The following is a 21,457-nucleotide window of genomic DNA, read 5'->3' on the forward strand; positions in this document are numbered from 1 at the left end:
GGCGGTTTGCGCAACAAGCGTCGGGCCTGGACGCAAACGGCCATCGGCTCGGCCACCGCTCAGGCGCAGCGGCAGGAAAAAGGCGCGGCAGTATACCGCGTGGTTGACGGCGCGACACCCTGGCGCGGGTAAACATTGGTCCAGGCGTGCCGAGCCGACCTCCAGTACGCGAGTGGTGCAAGGGTTTGTCCTGCACATTGGCGTCAGGCGGCCTCAAAAGTGTCCGAGGGACGGTTGTCGAGCCGATTTCTTTACCCCCACCATTGACACCACATGCGTTGGCGAATGGTCCCGTTTCCACTACATTGGGCACCTTGCCAGATGATTGAAGTGCTTCTCGTCGATATGTACGGGATGCAAGACCGGCCAGCGATGCGACGCAGATCCACCCCGCCGGACAGGACGACCTTTACCCGATGATGAACCAACTCCATATAGACGGATCTATCCAGCGCCTGCGGTTCAAGCGCTTCGCGCTGGCAGCGGGTACGTACATGCTGCTGATCGCCCTGGTCTGGGTGACTTACTGCGCCGGTTACTACTACACCAATTTTTTCGGATTGTGGCTGACCACCGTGCTGGTGCTGCTGTCTCAGGGCGTGCTGAGCCTGGTGTTCTTCGGCGAGCACAACAAGCGCTTCAAGGACCCGAGCCTCACCGAGTTCCAGGTGCTCCTGGGCCTTGGCTGGCAAACCTTTGTGCTCGCTCATCTGGAGTCGGCCAGAGGCATTTTCATGGTGCTGTATGTGCTGGTGCTGCTATTTGGACTGTTTCATCTGCCGCCGAAGGTGTTCACCCGCTGCGCCGGCCTCGCGTTGCTCGGTTTCACCGGGCTAAACCTGTGGGATGCATTTGAGGATCAACTGGCCGATCCAGGCCTGGCTGCCCTGCAGACGTGCGCGCTGTTTATCGTGCTGGGCTGGCTGTGCCTGTACGCACGCTTCGTGCAAAGTTCGCGTCAGCGCATGCACCAGCATCGCATCACCTTGCAGGCGCATCAGGAGACCTTGCGCGGGATGATGTTTCAGCTTGAAGAACTGGCTTCCACCGACGAGCTGACCAACCTCTATAACCGTCGTCACTTTTTGCGTCTGGCCACCCGCGAACTGGAAACCATGGACGGCTCTTACACCGAGGGCCTGGCCTTGATCGACATGGACCATTTCAAGCGGGTCAATGACCTGCTGGGGCATGCCGCGGGTGACCGGGTGTTGCAAGTGTTCGCCGCGACTGCGACCGAGTGCCTGCGCTCGGACGACATTCTTGCGCGTTATGGCGGCGAGGAGTTTGTCCTGCTGATCCCTCGCTGCACGCGAAGCCAGTTGATCGATTGCTGCGAACGTGTGCGGCTTGCCTTTGAGCAGGTGACGATTCCCGAGTTGCCAGGGCTGGCGCTGAGTCTGTCGGTTGGCATGACGCTTATCGAGCGCGGTGACGACATGGACCGTGCGCTGCAGCGGGCCGATCTGGCGCTGTACCGTGCCAAGCATCATGGGCGCAATTGCTGTCACGGGGCATGGGATTACGCCGATGCCTGACCTGCGCGCGGGCGAGCGGCAATGGTCCGTAACCCCCGGCTGCAATCTGCTCGATGCTTTAAACGACGCAGGACTGTCGGTGCCCTACAGTTGCAGGGCCGGCAGTTGCCATGCCTGTCTGGTGCGATGCACGCACGGCGAGCCCTTGGACCTGTTGCCTGAGGCGCTGAACGCCGTTCAGCGCGAGCAGGGCTGGCGCTTGGCTTGCCAGTGCCGGGTGATGGACAACTTGAGCGTGGAAGTCTTCGATCCACTGCGCGACGGTACTCCAGCCCGCGTCAGTGGTTGCGACTGGCTGAGCCCTTCGGTGTTGCGACTGCGTCTGGAGCCACAGCGTGGGCTGCGTTATCGCGCCGGGCAGCATCTGGTGCTGTGGACTGCAAATGGCGTGGCGCGTCCTTACTCATTGGCGAGTCTGCCGGGCGAGGACGGATTTCTGGAGTTTCACATCGACTGCATCAGGCCCGGCGCTTTCGCAGACGTGGCCCGCACCTTGAAGCCCGGTGACGCGATTGGCTTGGGAGAATTGCGTGGCGGCGCTCTTTACTACGATCCCGACTGGCAGGATCGACCGCTCTGGCTGTTTGCTTCTGGCACGGGTTTGGGACCTCTGTGGGGCGTGCTGCGTGAGGCCTTGCGGCAAGGGCACCAAGCGCCGATACGATTGATACACCTGGCCCGCGAGCATTACCTGGCCGCGCCCTTGCAGGCGCTGGCTGCCCGGCATGCACAGCTTCAAGTCGAGTTGATGGACCCTCAGGCCTTTCAAACCGCGCTTAGCGGCCTGCGTCTCACCTCTCGCCAGACCATCGCCCTCGTCTGTGGGGCTCCCGAGGCGGTCGAGGGCTTCTCCAGGCGGCTATTCATCGCCGGTTTGCCCCGTGGCCAGTTGCTGGCGGATGTGTTTCTGGAGAAAGCCTGAGCAACACACTGGCAGATACAAAAAAGCCCCGAACGCTTACGAGCCGGGGCTTTTTAATCGCTGCTAGGTGTTAAACGATCGGGTCGCCAACGTGCAGGATTTTCATGCCATTGGTGCCACCGATGGTGTGGTAGCTGTCGCCCTTGGTCAGAATGACCCAGTCACCTTGCTCGACCAGGCCGCGCTTGACCAATTCGTCCACAGCCGATTGGCTGACCTGACCCGCAGGCAAGGAAGCCGGATCGAACGGAATGGTGTAGACGCCACGGAACATGGCCGCGCGCGCTTGGGTCCCGCGGTGCGGAGAGAACGCGTAAATCGGCACCGAGGAGCGAATGCGCGACATGATCAGCGGGGTGTAACCGCTTTCGGTCAGTGCAATGATCGCTTTCACGCCAGGGAAGTGGTTGGCGGTGTACATGGCCGCCAAAGCGATGCTCTCGTCACAACGGGTGAACGAGTGGCCGATACGGTGGCTAGACGTCTTGCCGGTTGGATGACGTTCGGCACCGACGCAAATACGCGCCATGGCTTCGACCGCTTCAACCGGGTAGGAGCCGGCAGCACTTTCTGCAGACAGCATCACGGCGTCGGTGTAGTCGAGCACGGCGTTGGCCACGTCGGACACTTCGGCGCGGGTCGGCATTGGGCTTGAAATCATCGACTCCATCATCTGTGTGGCGACGATTACCGCTTTGTTGTGACGACGTGCGTGCAGGATGATTTTCTTCTGGATGCCCACCAGTTCAGCGTCGCCGATCTCCACACCCAAGTCACCACGGGCAACCATGACCGCGTCGCTGGCGCGAATCAGGGCGTCCAGCGTTTCATCGTTGGCAACGGCTTCGGCGCGTTCGATTTTCGCCACCAGCCATGCAGTGCTGCCTGCTTCGTCACGCAGTTGGCGAGCGTATTCCATGTCGGCAGCGTCGCGCGGGAAGGAAACGGCGAGGTAATCCAGGTCCATTTCGGCAGCGAGCTTGATGTCTTGCTTGTCTTTCTCGGTCAGGGCTGGCGCAGTCAGGCCACCACCGCGACGGTTGATGCCTTTGTGGTCCGAGAGCGGGCCACCGATGGTGACGGTGCAGTGCAGGGCGTCGGCGGTCTGCGTGTCTACGCGCATGACCACACGTCCGTCGTCGAGCAGCAGTTCGTCGCCTACGCCACAATCCTTGACCAGATCGGGATAGTCGATCCCGACGATTTCCTGGGTGCCTTCCGTCAGAGGATGACTGGTAGAGAAAGTGAACTTGTCACCGACTTTCAGTTCGATCTTCTTGTTGACGAACTTGGCAATACGAATTTTCGGGCCTTGCAGGTCACCCAGTAACGCAACGAAGCGGCCGTTTCTGGCAGCGATATCGCGGATCAGCTTCGCTCGAGCCTTGTGCTCGTCAGGCGTGCCGTGGGAGAAATTCAGGCGGGCAACGTCCAGGCCGGCAAGAATCAGCTTCTCGATGACTTCTGGCGAATTACTTGCTGGGCCTAGTGTGGCTACGATTTTGGTGCGGCGAACGGACATGCACAAACTCCTTAAATGAAGCGCAGCGAGAGGCTACTACTGTATTGCTCTGTAGTCATTGTTCCTTTGCACTACGTGTGGGCTCCCAAACCGGCAATCGGCCCGGTACAGGCGGACGGACGGCACCTCAATCGCGCTTGAAGAAATCCTGAAAACCGCCGATACAGAGCAGAGCACAGGAGACTCTCATGCGAATCGTGATGATATTAGTGGCGCTGGCAGCCTTGGGTGGCTGCACCCGCTGGGCAATGAACAGCCATCTGGACAATGCCAACCGCGCCTACGCCAAAGGCGACTGCGATGCGGTGATGTACAACCTGTCGAAAGTCGATCGCGAAAGCCGTGCGCGCCGCTATGTACAACCGGAAGTTTCGATGCTGCGTGGGCAGTGCCTCGAACGCCAGAAATTATATGTCGATGCCGCGCAGACCTACCAATTCATCATTTCCCAGTATCCGTACAGTGAATACGCATTCAGGGCACAGGCGCGCCTGGACACATTGCGTCAGTTGGGTCATGACAATGTTGCGCGTCCGGCGGTAACCAGGCCTGCCCCGCTTTGACTACCCTCGCTTGGATAGACGGTCTCTTTTTTGAGTGGTCTTTGTAAATGGTTGAGCTAATCTGCAATCGGTAGGGACCTAAATGTTTCCTCACAGACGTGGCGAAGGGTGCTCCGGTTTTCGAACGCAGTGATCATCGAGTTCGGATGATTAACCTGAGATCGAAACCGATTAGGTGACTTCGATTATGGATGGTGAGTCAGATGAGGGCCCTGTTGTAACCAACAAGCGGATTCGATCGTTCGGCGACTGTGTCTCACGCATCGAACCCCTTTGCATTAGCAAGGCCATGCTCAATGGTCATTCGAGGACCCATGTCCAATGCTCAACGAAAGACGAATCGAGCGTCATCAGCTCCCGTATTACCTTCAGGTATTCAACCGGTACACCGACAAGCCGCTGGCTTGCCTTGGAAATGTTTCCGAGCAGGGACTCATGTTGATCAGCAATTTGCCGATTTTGGTCGGCGCGGATTTTCAGCTCAGGCTCAAGGTGCCGGACGATAAGAACGGGCTCTATAACATCGACATCAATGCCAGTTGCCTGTGGTGCCAGGAAGATGAAACGCCGGGCGTATACGATTCTGGCTTCAAGCTACAAGCGGCACCGGCCGAGTACTTCCATCTGATTCAGGCGTTGCAGCGTTATTTCAGCTTCTATTCATTGGAGGCTTCTGCGTAAGCACGGCACCTTTTACAAGGTGCCCGCTTTTTTCCAGCTCAGATAACGGCTCACCAATTGAGGTCCCAACTCGGCAGGCCGAACATCCAGCACCGGTATGCCGTGCGCAGTAAGGCGCTCATGCAGACTGGCGCGGGCATTGAGAAAATCTACGGTGCCGCAGTAATCCAGCGCTTGCTGCCAGGTCTGTACAGGCGCTTGCCGCACCTCATCCAGCACTTCTTCACGAAGGCTGGCGACCAGCACCCTGTGGTGACGGCTCAAGCGTTTGACGGCGCCGAGCAGGTCTTCATCATCTTCGTCGCGAAGGTTGGTCACCAGCACGACCAGTGCCCGACGCTTTTGCCGGATCAGCAATTGACGGATTGCCCCGCTATAGTCGGCGGGCCGTTGCGTGCTGTTGAGGTCGTAGACGTGATTGAGCAACACATTGAGCTGGGCGGCGCCTTTGACCGGAGCGAGATGCCGGTCCTTTTGCGCAGCGAAAGTCGATACACCCACTGCGTCGCCTTGCCGAAGCGCGACGTAGCCCAGCAGCAGGCAGGCATTGAGGGCATGATCGAAGTGGGTCAGTTCGCCATCCTGACTGCGCATCCGGCGCCCGCAGTCGAGTGCGAACACGATCTGCTGATCACGTTCGTCCTGATACTCCCTGGCAATTGGCGTACGCTGGCGAGCGGTGGCTTTCCAGTCGATCTGTCGCAGGCTGTCGCCTTCTCGAAATTCACGCAGCTGGTTGAATTCCAGACCGAGACCGCGTCGCTGGCGCTGACGGATACCGATCCGACTGAGCCAGTTATCCACCGCAAGCAGTTGCCCATTGTGCAGCCTTGCGAAGTCCGGGTAGACCCTTGCTGAGCTGAACACGGGTAAGTACCGTCGCGACAGCCACAAGCGCAGCGGGCTGCGCAGCTGGATTTCGATCCGCTCGAACGTAAAGAGCCCTCGGCTTGTCGGACGCAGGCGGTAAGTCAACTGAGCATTGCGCTGGGGGCGCAGGACCGTGTCCTGAGTCAGGTATTCAACGTCGCAATGGTTGCCTGGGCCTTGAGGGCCATGATCGATGAGAGCCAGCGCCACACTGCGGCGCAAATCGTGTTCAAGCGTTAGGCGGACTTCGCACCAGCGTCCCAGGGCCAGGCTGCCGGGCAAGTGACGCTGCACACGAGGCGAGCGCAGGCGCCACAACCATAATGCGTCCAACAGGCCCAGAGCGCCGATCACGCAAACCAACGCCCAGAATACGCCGTCGAGTCTGGCGATTGGCCCGCGGTTCAGCGCCTGGAATATGCCAAGCACTGTGGCAAAGGCTGTCAGGGTAGCGAGCCACCATAGCAATCGTTTTGACGGCTTGAGCAGTTGTTTCATTGGCGTGGCGCCGGAACCTGATCAAGCAGTTGTTTGAGGACCTGGTCCACCGACCTGCCTTCGATATCAAGTTCCGGCGATAGCCTGACCCGATGGCGTAATACGGCCAGCGCACAATTTTTGATGTCGTCGGGGAGGACGAACTCGCCACCGCGCAGCAGAGCCCGGGCGCGACCGCCACGTACCAGGGCGATCGAAGCACGAGGCCCGGCGCCCAAGGTCAAACCTGGCCAGGTACGAGTGGCGCGAGACAGCCTCACGGCATAGTCAAGCACCTGTCCATCCACCGGCAGGTCGCTGGCAATGCGTTGCAGCGCCTGAACATCCTTGGCCTGCATCAGCGTGCGCAATGGGTGAACCTCGAGCATGTCCGAACGTGTGGAGCGGGTCACCTGACGCACCATCTCCAGCTCTTGCTCGGCGTCCGGATAATCCATGCGCAGCTTGAGCATGAAGCGATCCAGTTCAGCTTCAGGCAGCGGGTAGGTGCCTTCCTGTTCGATAGGGTTCTGCGTCGCCAGCACCATGAAGGGCTGCGGGACGGGCAGGGCGCGACCCTCGAGGGTGACTTGTCGCTCCTGCATGGCTTCCAGCAACGCCGCCTGGGTTTTTGCGGGCGCTCGGTTGATCTCGTCGGCCAGCAGGAGGTTGGTGAACAAGGGGCCTTTGCGCAGCTTGAACTGCTCGCTCTGCATGTCGTAGACGGCATGACCGGTGACATCGCTGGGCATCAGATCGGGGGTGAACTGGATGCGCGCGAACTCTCCGCCAAAGCAACGTGCCAGCGCCCGCACCAGCAATGTCTTGCCCAGACCTGGTACCCCTTCGAGAAGAACATGCCCGCCGCCGATCAAGGCCGTCAGCACATCGTCGATCACCGCATTCTGGCCGATCACTGCTTTTTGCAGTTCATGACGCACGGCCTGGGCCAAATGAATTGCGCGCTGCCGTTGCTGGGCCGGATTGTTGGCAGGGGCTGCAGCGGTATTGCTGATTTTAGGCTTGGTCTGGTCTGGTAGACCGGGCTGCCCGGTGTGCTCCTGATCATGATCCGAGCTGCTCGACTGTGGGGTCGGATGATCGCTCATAAGGCATTCCTGAGGGTTTGCAGGTAGGCAACCTGACGGGTGAATTCGGTACTGGACAGGCGCTCTTCAACACGCGGACGCAGTGCTTGCCCGATATGGGTGGTGGATTGGCGGGTGATACGTGCCAGTGTCTGCCATTGTTCGGCCACCGGCAGCGCATCGAAGCCCGGGTGACGCTGCCGGGCGCGCCGCAAAATGTCTTGCTGCAGCGCCCGCAGTAATGCGTGTTGCCCGCTGCGCCGCAGCATGAAATCCGCACTGGCACGCAGGTGTTCGCGCAACTGGCGTCGAGCACGCGTAGCCTCCGGCTGCAGCGGACCCTGCCGCATGCCGTGATGCCAGAGTCCGGCAGCGGTACACAGTGCAAGCGTCAGCAAGGCCTGAGGGAAATACTTCCACAGCCGGCTGAACAGATCGGTGTGATCGGTTCGCAGCTGCATGGTCACTACGCTGCCCTGGCTCAGGTACCACAGCAGCCACGCATTGTCGTACTTGTCGATGGCGTGTGTTTTCCACAGGTCGGCGTCGGTCACTATCGTCACCAAACCCTCACCGTAAACCATCTGCAGCAGGTGGGTGGCGTCGGCGCTGTTGGCCCATGACAGCGCATGGTCCTGCGGGTCGTCCAAGTGAAAATCCGTATCGAAGCTCATGTAGGCCGGATCGTTTTCGTTCTGCACGTAAAGGCGGGTCAGTTCCGGCCAGCGCGTTTGAGCCGCCTCGATCTCCGGCGCATTCATGGGAATGACTGGCTTGGTCTGCTCGCGCTCGCGCCGCCGGTCCTGTTCGCGCAGGTCGTGAGCCATGAACTGGTGGATCTGCAATTGATCGAGCAGCAGGTCGCCACTTTGCCCTTTTGTCTCATCCCACACCTGTTCTGCCACAAACAGGAGTCGCCCACCCTTACGGACCCAGCTCAACAGCTGCGACACTTCAGCTGGCGTCATGCGCTTGCGGGTGTCCAGCAGCATCAGAGTCTGGGTTTGCTGACTCGTGTCGGGCAGGGTGTCGAGCGCTTGAATAACCCTGACTGAGACCCCGCGCTGGCGCAGAAACGTCTCGGCTGCCAAATAAGGGTTGGCCCGCACTTCGGGAGACGGACCTTGATCGACCCTCTCTTCGTAACGCTCCAGATGCTTGATCAACGGCACGCCAGCCCCTGCGATGCCGAGCAATACCAGGGCGACAACCACGATCCAGACCCGGCGACTCAAGTCGACGCCCCGCTTGCGAGCAGCTGTCGCCAGCCTTCACACAGGTTTTTCTGCACGTCCCGGGCAGGCAGCTCATGACCGTAGGCCAGCCTCTGCCAGTGACGGGTGAGTTCCTGGGCGAAGTCATGCAGTGGTGGCTGGTTCAGCGCGGCAACCCGCTCCAGTACCTGTCCTTCGGTGTCAGCATTCCTCAGAGGCAACTGGTAGTCCGTGAGCAGGCGATTGAGCAATGCGCGATAGAGCAGGCTCAGCGCCTCTCGTGGTGATTCTGACCAAAGCCTTTCTGCTGCACTGGCGACGTCGTCCGGCAGACTCTTTGCGTCCACTTGCAGGCCGAAAAGCTGCCGGGGAGCGTCGTGCAGGGCCTGTGGCTTGTGTTTATCCCTGCTGACGAAGGTGCTGAACCAGGTCCGATAGCGGCAGGCGATCCAGCCCACAGCCAGGGTGATCAATCCCCAGAGGAAGGCTTCGAAGACCGTTGCCAGGGTCTTGCCGGTGTTCAGCAGACTGACCATCACTCTGGCGAGCCACTGAGGTGTAACGCCTGTTTTGTCCGTTTTCTTGTTTGCTTCGGGGGTCTGATCGGGCAAGCGCCATCCGGAAACGGCCTTGGGATTCTTGAACGGGGGGCTGGCCAGTACAGCCTTGATTGTGCTTCGCGAGGCCTCACTGGTTAGTGGTTGGGTCAGCAGCCGCGCAGCGTCAGGCGCTGCCAGGTGTTCTTCTGTCTGTGGCAAGTCCAGCGGCGGTAGGGGACAACTGTGATTCGACTCGTCAGCAGCAGTATCGTCGGCCATGACGGTCTGCGGCGCGAAGCCGAAAATAAGCGAAGTGCCTAGCAGCAGAGCATAAGCGCTGCCGATCACCCGCTGGCGAAGGCGCCGGAACGTCAGTTCGATGTCCCAGGCCTCAAGGGTCGTGCGACGGTTGAGGTACAGCGCGAACCCGCATGACACGTAGATCGGTCCCCACAGAATGAGGACCAGCGCGTAAAAGGCATTGTTCAGATGCTCCAGCCACTTCCAGCCGCCTCTGGTTTGCAGCAGGCTGCGCCACGACCAGTCGAGCTCGACCTGTTGCGGAATGAACGCATAGAACAGCAGTACAAGACTCATTCCGAAACATATCTCGAGGGTACTGCCCAACGAGGTCAGGCAGCGCGCCACCCTCAGGTTGTCCTGACCAAGATGCGCAATACGTTGCGCTCTGAGCGGTCCGTCCAGTCGCTCAAGTTGCTGGACAGGCAGAATGAAACTGCGGCTGAGGCTAAACCGACGCCAGGTGAGGCTGGCGAGCAATTGCGGTTTGAGGATACGAGGCCAGGCTTTCAACGCCCCCTTGAGCGAGGGTGGAGCACCGAATAGCGCCTGGGACAGGATCAAGAGCGGCAGTCTCTCGTAGGCCGGCTTCAGCCACCAGAACAGCAGGACTGCCAGGGGCGGGTGATCCCATAACACTACCGTGAGCAGTAGAAAAACAGGCAGCGTGACGAGCGCCCAGCTGGTCATCAGCAGGCGTCGATGCTGACGTGCCAGCAGAACGCCGAGGTCAACCGCCTCCCAGGGGTTGCGCGGGCGGATCTCTACTTGGGCTTCAGTCAGGCGCATGAGCGATACGTCCGGCGAAGATCAGGTAAGCGGCGACCAGCGCCCAGAGTGCGGCACCGACCAGGTATTTGGTGGTCGCGTGCGGCCAGGTCATGGACGACCAATAGGCTTCTATAAAGGCAGCGATCAGCAGAAACATCGTCACGCCGCCAACCAGACGCACGCTGGTTCTGGCAGCCACCCGCAGCGCTTCGCCGCGGCGTTGCGAGCCGGGCTTCAACAATGCCCAGCCAAGTTTCAGGCCAGCGGCGCCCGCCAGGTCGATGGCGGTCAGTTCGAAAGCACCATGGCCGACTACGAACGGCCAGAAGGTCTTGCCGAAGCCGATATCAGTCAAGTGGCCTGCCACGGCGCCGATCATCAGACCGTTGAACAGCAGGAAGAACAGGCTGCCCAGACCGTACAGCAGCCCGCTGGCGAAGGTCTGAAAGGCGATGCCGATGTTGTGCATGATGTAGTAGCCGAACATGAGCCAGTCGGTGCTCGCTCCACGTTCGGCCGCCTGGCCGATGCGGCTCGCAGCGGGGTCGTACATGCTTTCCATTTCGGCCACTTGAGCGGGGCTGACAATGCTGTAGATCAGGTCGGGATAGACATAGACCAGAAGTCCCATGACGATCAGGCTGCCGAAGAACAGCAGGCCCGCAAGCGCCACAAGACGCCACTCGGCGCGCACCAGCCGTGGAAAGTCCGCCAGCACGAAGCTGAGCAGTTGTGCCGCGAACGGGCTGCGATGGCGATACAACTGCTGATGACCGCGCATGGCCAACTGATGCAACGGTTCGATCAGGTAGCTGCTGTAGCCGCGCTCTTGTGCCAGCGCCAGGTGCTGGCAGATCTGCCGGTATGTCTGGGTAAAGCCTTCGCCCGCTTCATTCTTGCGTCGACTTCGTTCCAGCGTTTCCAGGCGCTCGGCGAATCGTTCCCACTCATCCTGATGGTGGAGTTCGAACTGGCTCTGCTTCATATGGACCACCGCTTCATGCCGAATCCGCCAATCCACAGGCGATGCCGTTCAGTTGACCCACCGCCTGTTCGGGCCGCGAGTGTGCCGACATCTGCAAAGGGGCGACAAGGATGCCTGCCAGTTCCTGCGCGCGTTCCGCTGAGAGCCTGCCCTGCCGCTCGGCGAAGGACAGTACTGCGTGCTGTTCCTCCAGCGTCAGCGCCAGCGCCACGGTCAGGGCAGGCACTTTTGGCAACACCGGGCGCGACGCCGGCTCATGGCGGTAGATCACCAGTGTACCGGCCGCCAGGTCTCCCAGTCGTTTGAATGATGGATGCTGAAGACAGGCGAATGCACCTGTGCTGTATCCGAAAGGCAACATGTCGACGAATCGCAGCAGGTTGCGCAGCAGCGACGCGGACCAGCCAACCGGCGTGCCATCGTCGTGGACCACGCGCAGTCCCATGATCTGCTTGCCTGGGGTGCGCCCTTGATGGAGCACCTCAAACAACACCGCGTACCACCAATTGATGAGAAACAGCGCCAACGCGAACAGGCCACTGCCGAATTCGCCAAGCGCATTGAGCAGGAAGGACAGCGCTAACAGCAATGCGCCGCGAATCATCAGGTCGATGGCGAACGCCAATGATCGTGACAGCAATCCCGCCGGGCGAAGCATCAAATTGATGCCTTCCGGGGTTTCCATACGGATGCGGGTGTCCAGGGGAGCAGGCTGCATAGCATTCCTTGGCCAGGCTTGCGAAGAGGACATTGTCGGGAGGGGACGCCGGAAAATAAAGCCTGATGCTAGCCACCGCAGCAATGCTAAGCAACCGGATGATTGAGATGGTTGATGTGGGAAACGTCTTGACACAGTTTTACAGCGCGAGCGAGCAATCGGGGCCGGGCATCCCATCTGTTAGACTGCGCCGGTCTTTTGTTCAGGATCAGCCCGTGACTTCCAGCATCTTCTGGTACGACTACGAAACCACCGGGATCAATCCGCGAAACGACCGACCGCTACAGGTGGCCGGGATTCGTACTGACGATCAGCTCAATGAGATCGCCGCCCCGGTCAATCTGTATTGCCAACCCAGCGATGACATACTGCCGCATCCCGCAGCGTGCCTCGTCACCGGGATCACGCCCGAGCGGCTGGCAGAAAAAGGCTTGTGTGAAGCGGACTTCATGACGCGTGTGCATGCCGAGCTGTCACAGCCCGGCACCTGCGGCGCTGGCTACAATACGCTGCGATTCGATGACGAGTTGACTCGCTACAGCCTTTATCGCAACTTTTTCGATCCATACGCAAGAGAATGGCAGGGAGGCAATAGCCGCTGGGATTTGATCGATGTCGTGCGTACCGCCTATGCGCTGCGGCCCGAAGGGATAGTCTGGCCCGAGGAGGAAGGGCGTGTCACGCTGAAACTCGAACGACTGACCGCCGCCAACGGTATTGATCACGGTCAGGCTCACGATGCGCTTTGCGATGTACGTGCAACCATTGCACTGGCACGTCTGGTCCGTGACAAACAACCCAAGCTTTACGACTATCTTTTTCAGCTACGCACTAAGCAGAAGGTCCAGGACCAGATTCGTCTACTGCAGCCACTGGTGCATATATCCGGTCGCTTTTCTGCCGCGCGTAGTTATTTGAGCGTTGTACTGCCACTGGCCTGGCATCCAACGAATCGCAATGCGCTGATTGTATACGACCTGTTTCACGATCACAGCCCGTTACTGGATGAGGATGCAGAGACCCTTCGACAGCGTTTATATACCCGACGTGAGGATTTGCTCGACGGCCAGTTGCCGATTCCGCTCAAACTCCTCCATATAAATAAATGTCCGGTGGTCGCGCCGTTGAGCGTATTGCGCGAGGAAGATTGTCAACGGCTGCAGTTGGACCTGCCGGTCTACAAAGAGCGCGTCATGCGTATGAATGAAGGACAGGCGATCTGGCAGGAGAAGTTGAAAAAGGTTTATACCAGCGATGCATTTGCTGCCAGCGAGGACCCGGAGCAACAGTTGTATGACGGGTTTATTAATGACCGGGATCGTGGTCTTTGTGAGCAGGTTCGAACTCTGGAGCCGCAACAATTAGCCAGCGGAGCGTGGGTATTCGATGATTCACGGCTTCCGGAACTGTTGTTTCGCTACCGGGCGCGTAACTTTGCCGAGACCCTTAGCGTCACCGAACAGCAGCGCTGGTTAAGTTTCTGTCAGCAACGGCTGACTGATCCGCAGATGGGCGCGCCCAACACGCTCAAATCCTTCACCACAGCGTTGATAGCTCTCTCCCTGAACGCTACGCCGGAGCAGCTCAAGGTGCTTTCCCAGTGGCAGGATTATTCGCAGTTACTGCAACAGCGACTTGGCTTGTGAGTGCAATCTTTGAGCAAGAGATGTCAATAAAAAACGCCAGCATCTGCTGGCGTTTTTTAGGTCGCACATCACTGTACAACGGCCGTGGCACTTACCGGGCTATTAGCCCAGCAGAGTTGCCCAGCTCTCAACGTCGTTGCTGCCCCACTTGGCTTTCCACTCTTTCAGAGTTTTGTGGTTGCCGCCTTTGGTTTCGATGATTTCACCGTTGTGCGGGTTTTTGTACTGCTTAACCTTGCGCGCACGTTTGGTGACAGCAGGTTTGGCTGCAACGCCGCCACGGGGGGGCTTTACTTTGGAATCCGGATCCAGCAATGCGATGATGTCGCGCAGGGATTTCTGGTACTCGCCCATCAAGGTGCGCAGTTTGCCTTCGAACTCAAGTTCCTTTTGCAGTTTGTCGTCTTGTTGCAGATTCTGCAGACGGGCTTGCAGTTCTTTGATGGCTTCTTCTGTAGCGCGGTATTCGTTGATCAGGGACATGAGGGATACCTGTGTCGTGATGGGCAGGGTGTAATGACGCAATAATAGTCACAGCGTTAGCGCAAGTAAACATTTAAGAAATGTTTTATTTGTAGCATTTCGAAATAGCGTGACCGACAGTCGCAGGTCATCAAACAACTGTCTTGGCTGTGACGCTTAAAAACACCGCACCTATTTAGTCCTTTTATCGGGGCCGTGTTTTTCGAAAGGTCGCGGCGCGAGCAACAACGAAGCGATGGCGGTGAACGGGTCCGTTTTTTTCACCTCGTCGAATCAGTGCGAACGCGATACTGCACAGTCGCCGGGTAATCGCTAGAATAGCCGCCTTTGCGAAGTTCTGGAGTTTCCCCTCATGCGCACTTTTCGTCTGGTGATAGCTTGCCCGGACCGTGTAGGTATCGTTGCTAAAGTCAGTAACTTTCTGGCGTCCTACAATGGCTGGATTACCGAAGCGAGTCATCACTCTGACAATCTCAGCGGCTGGTTTTTCATGCGTCATGAAATGCGCGCCGACACCTTGCCTTTCGATCTGGAGGGCTTTCGCGAGGCATTCGCACCGATCGCCGAAGAGTTTTCGATGGATTGGCGTGTCACTGACTCCGATCAGAAGAAGCGGGTGGTGCTCATGGCCAGCCGTGAATCGCATTGTCTGGCGGATCTGTTGCACCGCTGGCACAGCGATGAACTGGATTGCGAAATTGCCTGTGTGATTTCCAATCATCAGGACCTGCGCAGCATGGTCGAATGGCACAACATCCCTTATTACCATGTTCCGGTAGACCCCAAGGACAAGGAACCTGCATTCGCCGAGGTGTCGCGTCTGGTCAAACACCATGAGGCCGATGTCGTGGTGCTGGCGCGCTACATGCAAATCCTGCCACCGCAGCTGTGCCGCGAGTATGCGCATCAGGTCATCAACATCCACCACAGCTTTCTGCCATCGTTCGTCGGCGCCAAGCCTTATCACCAAGCATCACTGCGCGGTGTGAAACTGATCGGAGCGACGTGCCATTACGTGACGGAAGAACTGGATGCCGGTCCGATCATCGAGCAGGACGTGGTGCGCGTCAGCCATCGCGACAGCATCGAGAACATGGTGCGTTTCGGTCGTGACGTCGAAAAGATGGTCCTGGCCCGAGGCTTGCGCGCGCATCTGGAAGACCGTGTGCTGGTGCACGATAACAAGACGGTAGTGTTTGACTAAGTTGCTTTACACCTTCTTGAGGGGAGTTGCTCATGATGCTAAGCCGCAGCACGCTGGCGCATGCACAGGCCTGTTCTTGAGCAAGCTTCCTCTCCCAGGAGGGTGTGAGCCCATGATTGCTGACTCGGGCCTTATCGGATGCGAAGCACTCACATGACCGACCCCCTCGACAAAGCCACTTCCAGCCCCCCGCCAACTTTGGGTGAAGGTTGCCTCAGCCGCTACGACCCCGATGCGCTGTCTGCGGACGACGGCACTGAATTCGAGGGCGCCGCGCAGTTGTGGGAGCAGATGAAGCTCGAAGGTGAGCAAGGGTCAGACGGTCTTGATCCGCAGTAGTTTGATCAACAGCGGTTTGCCGACCATCATCAGGAACACTGGCCCACCCGCGACCAGATAGAAGTAGTAAGTCACGATTCGCCAGATCAGAATCGCCGCAGCAGCGGTCGATTTGCCAACCATCGGCGCCAGCAAGGCCGCGGAGGTCAATTCTGCAGCACCTGCGCCACCCGGCGACAGGCTGAACTGCCCGGCGCTCAGCGAAAGCATCTGCACCAGAAACGTCCAGGCCCATTCAATGTCCACGCCCAGTCCCAGCAACGCCAGATACAGCACGCTGTAGCGCAAACTCCAATGGATGCACGTCAAAACAAATACCTTGAACAGAATGCGATGGGGCATCTTCCAGGTTTCAGCCAGCGCATCTCTAAAGTGCAGCAGCTTGCGCGCCCAACGGATTCGCGTGCTGTTCTTGCGCTTCAGGCGCTTAAGCAACTTGCCGTTGAACAGGATGATACGGCGGTGGTACCGGGCAAATCCCGCGCAGGCGCACAGTCCCGCGCTGATCAGCAACGCACTGGCAGTCAGCATCCACTCAAGGTTTTCACTGAGTTTGTGGAACACCGCGTAAATCAGAATGCCGATCAGCGCGAGCAGAAAGAACACCAGGTCATTGAGCTGATCGGTGGCGAACGCTGCGGTGCTTTTCGCCGGACCGATGCCGTAACGTGACAGCAGAGCCACCAGCGTTAAAGGTGCACCGCCGCCGCCCGGAGTAGCGCTGTACGCGAACTCGGTTGCCATCACAACGCCAAGACTCTTGCGCATTTCCAGGCCATTGGCGCTCTCACCCAGCAGCAGGCGCAGGCGCATGGTGTTAGCGCACCAGCCCACCAGTACCATTGCGAACATGGACAGAAACAGCGACGGCGGGAAGTTGCGCAAACGATGAAACATATCCGTGCCGCCCATGAATAACGGGATCATCAGGGCGAGCAATAAAACGGCCGCCAACCATACGAGTCGCTTCACACGGCAATCCGTCCGGTATTCTTTCCCGGGCTGTATGCCTTTAAGCTGGCGCAGCGAAGGATGTGAACGGGGGCGATAGTCACCTGGATTGTGTCCTCAATTTTTTCGTCCTCGATTGACCGCTCTCAAGGGCAAATGTTCGGCCAGGGGCGGGAGTGCGCGTGGGCAGTACACGGGCTGCGCTAGAGTGAAGGGGTCAACCCCGGTTGGCAATATCGATGCAGGCAATGCGGGTTTATCGCGCTGGTCTTCCTGCAAACAATCAATGCGATCGGTAGGTGAGAAACATGCCGGACTCTCAACAAATTCTTATCGGCGCGGACCTGAACGGACAGTCGGTCAGGCGTTGCGTCTGGGTAATCGTCACGACCTGATTGCAGGTGCGACGGGAACCGGCAAGACCGTAACGCTGCAGCGCCTGGCCGAGGCTTTCAGCGATGCCGGTGTGGCGGTTTTCGCAGCGGACATCAAGGGTGATTTTTGTGGCCTTCGCGGCGGGAAATCCGCAAGGCAAGATTGCCGCATCCATTTGCTCGACGCCAGCACGGCTGGTGCACGAGGCGCCGACAGTCTACGCGACGTTTTTACTGTGGTTGCTGGCCGAGTTGTTCGAGCAGCTGCCGGAGCGTGGCGATGCCGACAAGCCGCTGTTGGCGCTGTTTTTCGACGAGGCACACCTGCTATTTGCCGATACGCCCAAAGCGTTGCAGGACAGAGGCACGCCTGAGAAGGTCCAGCGTGTGCTGGTGGCACCTCCGCAATCGAGAATCGGCCCATTGAGCGAGTCGGAGCGGGCGGCATTGATCGCGCAGTCACCGCTTGCAGGGCGCTATGACAAGCCGGTTGATCGTGAGTCTTCCTACGAAATGCTCCTTGCACGCAAGGGCGCTGAGCAGACCCAACGGCAGAAGAAAAACCGCAAGGCAGTTTCGCGGACGTGGCAGGAGGTTTTTTGGGTGGCCTGGCCGGTCAGGCGGTCAAGAGTGCGATGCGCCAGGCAGCGAATCAGCTTGGTCGCGAACTGGTACGGGCCCTGATGGGATCGTTGCTCGGCGGGGATAAAAAGCGACGCTAGGGTGGCGCGCCGATTCGGCCGTCGGTAGGCGATGGATAAAAAAATGCCCATTCAGTCAATGGGCATTTTCAGATCAGCGCAGTCAGCTCCGTCAGGCAAGCACCTTGGACGCCAGCCAGAATAAGCCCGCAGACAGCGCTACCGTGGCCGGCAGGGTCAGCACCCAGGCCAGCAAAATGTTGCGTACGGTGCCGCCTTGCAGGCCGCTCTTGTTCGCCACCATGGTCCCGGCCACACCCGAAGACAGGATGTGAGTGGTCGAAACCGGCAGGCTGAACACGTTGGCCAGTGCGATGGCGCTGGCGGTGGTGATCTGCGCGGACATGCCCTGGGCGTAGGTCATGCCCTGCTTGCCGATCTTCTCGCCGATGGTTAGAACCACGCGTTTCCAGCCAACCATGGTGCCGACACCCAAAGCCAGTGCCACCGCGAAGATCACCCAGAACGGCGCGTATTCAGTGGTAGTGGTCAGGTCCTTGCGCAGCTTCTCAAGATCGGATTTCTCGCGGGCATCAAGCGTCGGCAGTTTGCCAACCTTGCGCGCAGTATCGTCCAGACACAGCAGGTAGCGTCGGACTTCGACGCGGTGCTCTGGCGCCAGACTGTGATAGTCGGTCACGCCTTTGAGCGTGTTGAGCAAGGCGTCGATGGTTGGCTCGGTCTGTTCAGGGTTGCAGCTCATGCGCTCGGGCAAATCGCCCTTGGCCGATTTACCCAGCGCCAGGTATTCACCCAGCGTAGCGTTGTTGCGTTGATAGAACTGGCTCAGGTGCAACGTCGCGTCGCGGGTACGCTCGATCTGGTAAGTGGTGGTACTCAGATCCAGGACGAATTGCGCAGGTACGATGCCGATCAGCACCAGCATGATCAAGCCGATACCTTTCTGACCATCGTTGGAGCCGTGCACGAAACTGACTGCCATGGCCGAGATCACCAGCACCAGACGGTTCCAGAATGGCGGATGTTTCTTGTCGTCCAGCTTGCGGCGCTGCTCCGGGGTCTTGTGCATCTTTGACAGCGGACGCCAGGCTTTAAGCCCCAGCAGCACCAGTGCCGCGACAACGAAGCCCATCAGTGGAGAAAACACCAGCGAGGCACCGATATCGATCGCTTTCTGCCAGTTCACCCCATCAGCCAACGGTATATGGTTGATCAACGCGTTGGCCAGACCCACGCCCAGAATCGAGCCGATCAGGGTATGCGAACTGGACGCCGGAATCCCGAAATACCAGGTTCCCAGGTTCCACGTGATCGCGGCGGCCAATAGTGAGAACACCATCGCCAGTCCATGACCGGTATTGACGTTGATCAGCAGCTCGACAGGCAGAAGATGGACAATGGCATACGCCACGCCGACACCGCCCAGCAGCACCCCGAGAAAATTGAAAATACCCGAGAAGAACACGGCCAGATGTGGCGGCATCGCCTTGGTGTAAATGACTGTCGCCACCGCGTTGGCGGTGTCATGAAAGCCATTGATGAACTCGAAGGTGAGGACAAACGCCAGGGCGAGCAGCAAGCTCACAATTACCCAAGCATCCAGTCCGCTGAATAAATCGATCATGGAAGGTTTTCTGACCCGGTATTAAGGGGGCGGGATTATGACAGAAAAAAAACTAATCGATAGGCAAGCCGCCAATTGGTCGTGACTCACTGTGAAAAATCTTCTGACATGCATGAGGGGCTTTTGTAGTTATAGGCGATTTATTTGGAACCTTCCTACAACACGGCGCCACCCATTCTGACTTTTCGCACAGGTCAGGTGACCCGAAATGATACATAACCATACGCCCCTTCGCCCGCTGCCCAATACCGCCGGCGCCGCAGGTGCTCAACAAGCTCAACACGCTGGCGCCGTGACCACCGTATCGCCTCAGGCGACCCACCAGCAACAAATCGCAGATTTTCTGCGCGACCATGTATTCCAGGATTTGCCGGTAGCGAATCGCGCCGAGCTGGTGCGTACTCGATCGGAACGACTTGCAGCAAAGGGTAAAACGGCTGCGAACGTCATGGACGTGATGGCAAAGGGTAAAAAAGCCGATGAGCACTCGGCGATGCTCGTCGGGGGTATCAGGTCGTTACCTTTCACAGCAGCTGGCGCAATGTTGACCGCGTTGCCTCAAATTACGACGTTGAATGGCCAAGACACTCGTGTGAATACTCAGAATATTCTGGGCGCAGCATTATTCGTAGCCGCCAATTCGGTTCTAGGGACCATGCTGCAACGCTCGACGAGCGATACCGGATGGCTGACCTCTGAGGGAAAGGAGCTCGAAGCACCCCTGGCTGAACTGGCGCAGAGTCGTAAAGCCTCCAACTTGCAGAAAGGCTTGGCAAGTGCAGTCACGGTCCAGTCATTCACCGGCAAAAATATTGGGTCTTCATTGATGGGCGCGGGTGTTAAAGGCGCGGCAAAGGCGGCCGGCAATGAAGACCCGGCAAAAGTAGGCGCGACTTTCAAAGGTTCCATTTCCTCCGGCGGATCCGCTGCTGCAGGCGCGATGATGTCGCTGATGCAACTCGTCTGGGACAAGAAAAAAGGACGCAACGGACCTGAGTATTTACTGGGAAGCCAGAATTGGGAACAGCAGTTCGACAGCCTTGAGGCTTATGACTTCAAGCAGAAGGCCAGCAACGTATTTTCTCGAGCCTTGCATCTGCCGCTGGATGTTGCCCAGGACTTCAGCAAATCTGTTCAGTCGTTGTTTACCCCAACAGGCATCGTTTCCGACCTGCTCGTGCTGGGTGGTGGTATTGCGGCGAATGAATCGCTGCGCACCATGGGGAAAAATGTAGCTTTGGCCAGTGGCCTAACAGACATTCAGGCTGCACTGGCGGGCGACCTGGCAGCGGCCGGAGGTGAAATGGCCTATTTCGGTGCCTGGGCATTAACGGCTGCGGTCACGCCGGACGTTGCCGCCTTTGCCGACAAGATGATTAACAAGCTTCGCACTCGGGGGGCGCTCGAAGAGGGCGACATGGCTGAAGGCCAGCGACTACTGGAGAACCCTGCCAACAGAGTTTCTGACTCAAGCCAGCCCAACATGCATGGTCAGATGCTTGAGCAAGCCAACGTAGCCACCGCGACAGACGCTGCACCCAGCAGCTCAGGCGCGCGTGCACGAACCTCCCTGACGCGGGCGGAGTTGAGCGTTTAAGTCAATCATCAACGGGGCGACGTGCTACTGACCCACGTAGCGCGGCACGCCCTATCAGCAAGCACTGCATGATCGTCACCTTTCAAGCTCCCGCAGGATTGAAAGGGCGTTGCGCACGAGTCGAACAAAGCATCGTCTCGCATGAGTCACGCAGTAGCGCAAACCTGTAACGGGAGGTTCACTGCTCCTCGTTCAGCTCGCTTTCCATCTTTTGAAGTTCTTGCTTGAAAGCCTGATCGAGCAGGCTTGCACGTTTACGCCAAGGTTTGCGTTCCGGCTCCGGTTGAGCTGCATAAGTGGTCACTTCGCCGCCATATACTTCCTTGTAACGTTGTTCCTGGCGCTCTAGTTCTGCGCGCAGTTCATCTTTGGTCACGTTATTACCTGAT

The 21,457-nt window shown here is 58.6% G+C and carries 19 protein-coding genes and 1 pseudogene; 9 read left to right on the forward strand and 11 right to left on the reverse strand.

Annotation, left to right across the window (positions count from 1 at the left end):
- The first annotated feature begins 416 nt into the window (after positions 1–416).
- On the forward strand, positions 417–1,538 hold the full coding sequence (locus EC915_RS06375; protein ID WP_133749688.1) for a diguanylate cyclase: 1,122 nt from the start codon (positions 417–419) through the stop codon (positions 1,536–1,538).
- Entirely contained in the window at positions 1,531–2,460 is a 930-nt protein-coding gene (locus EC915_RS06380) for an iron-sulfur-binding ferredoxin reductase (protein ID WP_133749689.1), read from the forward strand. The genes EC915_RS06375 and EC915_RS06380 overlap by 8 nt, the downstream gene beginning before the upstream one ends.
- 70 nt (positions 2,461–2,530) lie before the next feature.
- Here the strand turns inward: EC915_RS06380 and pyk are convergent, their stop codons facing one another.
- Positions 2,531–3,982, reverse strand: a complete 1,452-nt coding sequence (pyk, locus tag EC915_RS06385; RefSeq protein WP_133749690.1) for a pyruvate kinase — start codon at positions 3,980–3,982, stop codon at positions 2,531–2,533.
- A gap of 188 nt (positions 3,983–4,170) precedes the next feature.
- On the opposite strand from pyk, the gene EC915_RS06390 reads away from it, so the two are divergent.
- Positions 4,171–4,545 (forward strand): tol-pal system YbgF family protein, encoded by a 375-nt coding sequence (locus EC915_RS06390; RefSeq protein ID WP_133749691.1) that lies wholly within the window; start codon positions 4,171–4,173, stop codon positions 4,543–4,545.
- A gap of 321 nt (positions 4,546–4,866) precedes the next feature.
- Complete coding sequence (locus EC915_RS06395) at positions 4,867–5,226, forward strand: PilZ domain-containing protein (RefSeq protein WP_133749692.1); 360 nt, start codon at positions 4,867–4,869, stop codon at positions 5,224–5,226.
- Between the two features lie 12 nt (positions 5,227–5,238).
- Here EC915_RS06395 and EC915_RS06400 read toward each other — a convergent pair whose 3' ends face one another.
- Genes EC915_RS06400 through EC915_RS06425 form a run of 6 tightly spaced genes read right to left on the reverse strand, consistent with a single transcriptional unit; the run spans position 5,239 to position 12,221 of the window.
- Positions 5,239–6,594: a DUF58 domain-containing protein gene (locus EC915_RS06400; RefSeq protein WP_133749693.1), complete on the reverse strand. Its 1,356-nt coding sequence runs from the start codon at positions 6,592–6,594 to the stop codon at positions 5,239–5,241.
- Positions 6,591–7,682, reverse strand: a complete 1,092-nt coding sequence (locus tag EC915_RS06405; RefSeq protein ID WP_256658670.1) for a MoxR family ATPase — start codon at positions 7,680–7,682, stop codon at positions 6,591–6,593. The genes EC915_RS06400 and EC915_RS06405 overlap by 4 nt, the downstream gene beginning before the upstream one ends.
- Positions 7,679–8,896: a DUF4350 domain-containing protein gene (locus tag EC915_RS06410; protein ID WP_133749694.1), complete on the reverse strand. Its 1,218-nt coding sequence runs from the start codon at positions 8,894–8,896 to the stop codon at positions 7,679–7,681. Before EC915_RS06410 ends, EC915_RS06405 begins: the two co-directional genes overlap by 4 nt.
- Complete coding sequence (locus EC915_RS06415) at positions 8,893–10,503, reverse strand: DUF4129 domain-containing protein (protein WP_133749695.1); 1,611 nt, start codon at positions 10,501–10,503, stop codon at positions 8,893–8,895. The genes EC915_RS06410 and EC915_RS06415 overlap by 4 nt, the downstream gene beginning before the upstream one ends.
- Positions 10,490–11,470: a stage II sporulation protein M gene (locus EC915_RS06420; protein WP_133749696.1), complete on the reverse strand. Its 981-nt coding sequence runs from the start codon at positions 11,468–11,470 to the stop codon at positions 10,490–10,492. Before EC915_RS06420 ends, EC915_RS06415 begins: the two co-directional genes overlap by 14 nt.
- 13 nt (positions 11,471–11,483) lie before the next feature.
- Positions 11,484–12,221, reverse strand: a complete 738-nt coding sequence (locus EC915_RS06425; protein WP_133749697.1) for an RDD family protein — start codon at positions 12,219–12,221, stop codon at positions 11,484–11,486.
- 182 nt (positions 12,222–12,403) lie between these two features.
- Here EC915_RS06425 and sbcB point away from each other — a divergent pair, with 182 nt between their 5' ends.
- Positions 12,404–13,834: an exodeoxyribonuclease I gene (gene sbcB, locus EC915_RS06430; protein ID WP_133749698.1), complete on the forward strand. Its 1,431-nt coding sequence runs from the start codon at positions 12,404–12,406 to the stop codon at positions 13,832–13,834.
- A 102-nt stretch (positions 13,835–13,936) separates the two neighbouring features.
- Here sbcB and mvaT read toward each other — a convergent pair whose 3' ends face one another.
- Positions 13,937–14,317 carry a histone-like nucleoid-structuring protein MvaT gene (gene mvaT / locus EC915_RS06435; protein WP_133749699.1) on the reverse strand — a complete coding sequence of 127 codons (381 nt, stop codon included), beginning with the start codon at positions 14,315–14,317 and terminating at the stop codon, positions 13,937–13,939.
- A gap of 352 nt (positions 14,318–14,669) precedes the next feature.
- On the opposite strand from mvaT, the gene purU reads away from it, so the two are divergent.
- A complete protein-coding gene (purU, locus tag EC915_RS06440) occupies positions 14,670–15,521 on the forward strand; it encodes a formyltetrahydrofolate deformylase (RefSeq protein ID WP_133749700.1) in 852 nt (283 codons plus the stop codon).
- A 153-nt stretch (positions 15,522–15,674) separates the two neighbouring features.
- Complete coding sequence (locus EC915_RS06445; RefSeq protein ID WP_133749701.1) at positions 15,675–15,860, forward strand: hypothetical protein; 186 nt, start codon at positions 15,675–15,677, stop codon at positions 15,858–15,860.
- Here the strand turns inward: EC915_RS06445 and EC915_RS06450 are convergent.
- The gene (locus EC915_RS06450) at positions 15,837–16,832 is read right to left on the reverse strand and encodes a lysylphosphatidylglycerol synthase transmembrane domain-containing protein (RefSeq protein WP_133749702.1); all 996 of its coding nucleotides are present in this window, start codon (positions 16,830–16,832) and stop codon (positions 15,837–15,839) included. The genes EC915_RS06445 and EC915_RS06450 overlap by 24 nt on opposite strands.
- A 287-nt stretch (positions 16,833–17,119) precedes the next feature.
- Here EC915_RS06450 and EC915_RS06455 point away from each other — a divergent pair.
- Positions 17,120–17,907: pseudogene (locus EC915_RS06455) on the forward strand (helicase HerA-like domain-containing protein).
- A gap of 91 nt (positions 17,908–17,998) precedes the next feature.
- Here the strand turns inward: EC915_RS06455 and EC915_RS06460 are convergent.
- Complete coding sequence (locus tag EC915_RS06460; RefSeq protein ID WP_133749703.1) at positions 17,999–19,471, reverse strand: inorganic phosphate transporter; 1,473 nt, start codon at positions 19,469–19,471, stop codon at positions 17,999–18,001.
- 208 nt (positions 19,472–19,679) lie between these two features.
- On the opposite strand from EC915_RS06460, the gene EC915_RS06465 reads away from it, so the two are divergent.
- Positions 19,680–21,068 carry a hypothetical protein gene (locus EC915_RS06465; protein ID WP_133749704.1) on the forward strand — a complete coding sequence of 463 codons (1,389 nt, stop codon included), beginning with the start codon at positions 19,680–19,682 and terminating at the stop codon, positions 21,066–21,068.
- A gap of 178 nt (positions 21,069–21,246) precedes the next feature.
- On the opposite strand, the gene EC915_RS06470 is transcribed toward EC915_RS06465, so the two are convergent.
- Positions 21,247–21,444, reverse strand: a complete 198-nt coding sequence (locus EC915_RS06470) for a hypothetical protein (protein ID WP_133749705.1) — start codon at positions 21,442–21,444, stop codon at positions 21,247–21,249.
- Between the last annotated feature and the right edge of the window lie 13 nt (positions 21,445–21,457).

It is taken from the genome of Pseudomonas sp. LP_7_YM, assembly GCF_004364435.1.
In the GTDB taxonomy this organism is placed as follows: Bacteria; Pseudomonadota; Gammaproteobacteria; order Pseudomonadales; family Pseudomonadaceae; genus Aquipseudomonas.

Bases quoted from the DNA above. Each gene is read 5' to 3' on its own strand.
- EC915_RS06375 (WP_133749688.1), top strand. From the start codon at position 417: ATGATGAACCAACTCCATATAGACGGATCTATCCAGCGCCTGCGGTTC.
- EC915_RS06380 (WP_133749689.1), top strand. From the start codon at position 1,531: ATGCCTGACCTGCGCGCGGGCGAGCGGCAATGGTCCGTAACCCCCGGC.
- pyk (WP_133749690.1), bottom strand. From the start codon at position 3,982: ATGTCCGTTCGCCGCACCAAAATCGTAGCCACACTAGGCCCAGCAAGT.
- EC915_RS06390 (WP_133749691.1), top strand. From the start codon at position 4,171: ATGCGAATCGTGATGATATTAGTGGCGCTGGCAGCCTTGGGTGGCTGC.
- EC915_RS06395 (WP_133749692.1), top strand. From the start codon at position 4,867: ATGCTCAACGAAAGACGAATCGAGCGTCATCAGCTCCCGTATTACCTT.
- EC915_RS06400 (WP_133749693.1), bottom strand. From the start codon at position 6,594: ATGAAACAACTGCTCAAGCCGTCAAAACGATTGCTATGGTGGCTCGCT.
- EC915_RS06405 (WP_256658670.1), bottom strand. From the start codon at position 7,682: ATGAGCGATCATCCGACCCCACAGTCGAGCAGCTCGGATCATGATCAG.
- EC915_RS06415 (WP_133749695.1), bottom strand. From the start codon at position 10,503: ATGCGCCTGACTGAAGCCCAAGTAGAGATCCGCCCGCGCAACCCCTGG.
- EC915_RS06420 (WP_133749696.1), bottom strand. From the start codon at position 11,470: ATGAAGCAGAGCCAGTTCGAACTCCACCATCAGGATGAGTGGGAACGA.
- EC915_RS06425 (WP_133749697.1), bottom strand. From the start codon at position 12,221: ATGTCCTCTTCGCAAGCCTGGCCAAGGAATGCTATGCAGCCTGCTCCC.
- mvaT (WP_133749699.1), bottom strand. From the start codon at position 14,317: ATGTCCCTGATCAACGAATACCGCGCTACAGAAGAAGCCATCAAAGAA.
- purU (WP_133749700.1), top strand. From the start codon at position 14,670: ATGCGCACTTTTCGTCTGGTGATAGCTTGCCCGGACCGTGTAGGTATC.
- EC915_RS06445 (WP_133749701.1), top strand. From the start codon at position 15,675: ATGACCGACCCCCTCGACAAAGCCACTTCCAGCCCCCCGCCAACTTTG.
- EC915_RS06460 (WP_133749703.1), bottom strand. From the start codon at position 19,471: ATGATCGATTTATTCAGCGGACTGGATGCTTGGGTAATTGTGAGCTTG.
- EC915_RS06465 (WP_133749704.1), top strand. From the start codon at position 19,680: ATGATACATAACCATACGCCCCTTCGCCCGCTGCCCAATACCGCCGGC.